Origin of the sequence: Actinoallomurus acaciae (genome assembly GCF_042429965.1) — a bacterium.
In the GTDB taxonomy this organism is placed as follows: domain Bacteria; phylum Actinomycetota; class Actinomycetes; order Streptosporangiales; family Streptosporangiaceae; genus Actinoallomurus; species Actinoallomurus acaciae.
In genome coordinates this window covers 1-1,120 of sequence record NZ_JBHLZP010001095.1, presented here as the reverse complement: position 1 = coordinate 1,120, position 1,120 = coordinate 1, and the positions used below count along the sequence as shown (strand labels likewise).

Genomic DNA, 1,120 nt, shown 5'->3' with positions numbered 1-1,120 from the left:
CGGCCACGGTCACCCGCCCGCCGTCGAGCGGCAGCGCGCCGGCGATCGCCTTGGCGGTCTCGGTACGGACCGCGCCGAGCAGGCCGCCGAGGCCGACGATCTCGCCGGGCCGGATCGCGACCGACACGTCGTCCAGGACGTGCCGGCGGGTGAGGCCGGACGCCTCGACGACCGGGGTCGCACGCGCCGCGTCGTGGCCGCCGGAGAACCGGGTGACCCCGTCCTGGACGTCGGGCACCGGACGCCCGAGCATCAGCGAGACGAGGCGCAGCCGCTCCACGTCGGCGAGCGGGCCCTGATGGACGACCCGGCCGTCACGCAGCACGGTGACACCGTCGCAGATCCGGTACAGCTCGTCCAGGCGGTGGCTGACGTAGATCACCGAGACGGCCCGCTCGCGAAGCCGGCGGACGACGCCGAACAGCGTCTCCACCTCGCGGGGTTCCAGGGACGACGTCGGCTCGTCCATGACGACCACGCGGGCGTCGACGGAGACGGCGCGGGCCAGCGCGACCATCTGCTGCACACCGACGCCCAGGGACCGCAGCGGGCGGCGGACGTCGACGTCGATGCCGTACGAGGCCAGGATCCGCTCGGCCTCCCGGTGCATGCGCCCGACGTCGAGGGTGCCGAACCGGCGGCGCGGCTCCCGGCCGAGGAGCAGGTTACGCGCCACGCTCAGCGCCGGAACCAGGCCGATCTCCTGGTGGACGGCCTGGATGCCGGCACGCTGGGCCTCCAGGGGGCCGGCGAAGTCGGCGGGCCGCCCCGCGAGGCGCACCGTGCCCTCGTCGGGGCGGTACACGCCCGTGATCACCTTGATCAGGGTGGACTTGCCCGCGCCGTTCTCGCCGACCAGTGCGTGCACCTGCCCGGGGGCCAGCTCCAGCGAGACCCCGTCGAGGGCGAGGGCCCCGGTGAAGCGTTTGACGACGCCGCTCACCTCGAGCAGCGGACCGTCCTCATCCGGCACGGACACCCCCTAGGGCCTGTCTCGGTTGGGTCGTGGGTTTTCCACAGCCGTGGATGTGCTCTTCCTTTGGGGTGTGGGGTGGCTTGACAATGGAAGTGGGGTCGGCGCCCCCTGGGAGGGCGGGGAGTGTCTGGGAGGGCGGGGAGT

1 protein-coding gene is annotated in these 1,120 nt (G+C 73.6%); it reads right to left on the bottom strand.

The genetic code is table 11. The features are described from left to right. A partial coding sequence (locus ACFFNX_RS50775; RefSeq protein ID WP_378213674.1) for a sugar ABC transporter ATP-binding protein occupies window positions 1-973 on the bottom strand: 973 nt, incomplete at its 3' end. Between the last annotated feature and the right edge of the window lie 147 nt (window positions 974-1,120).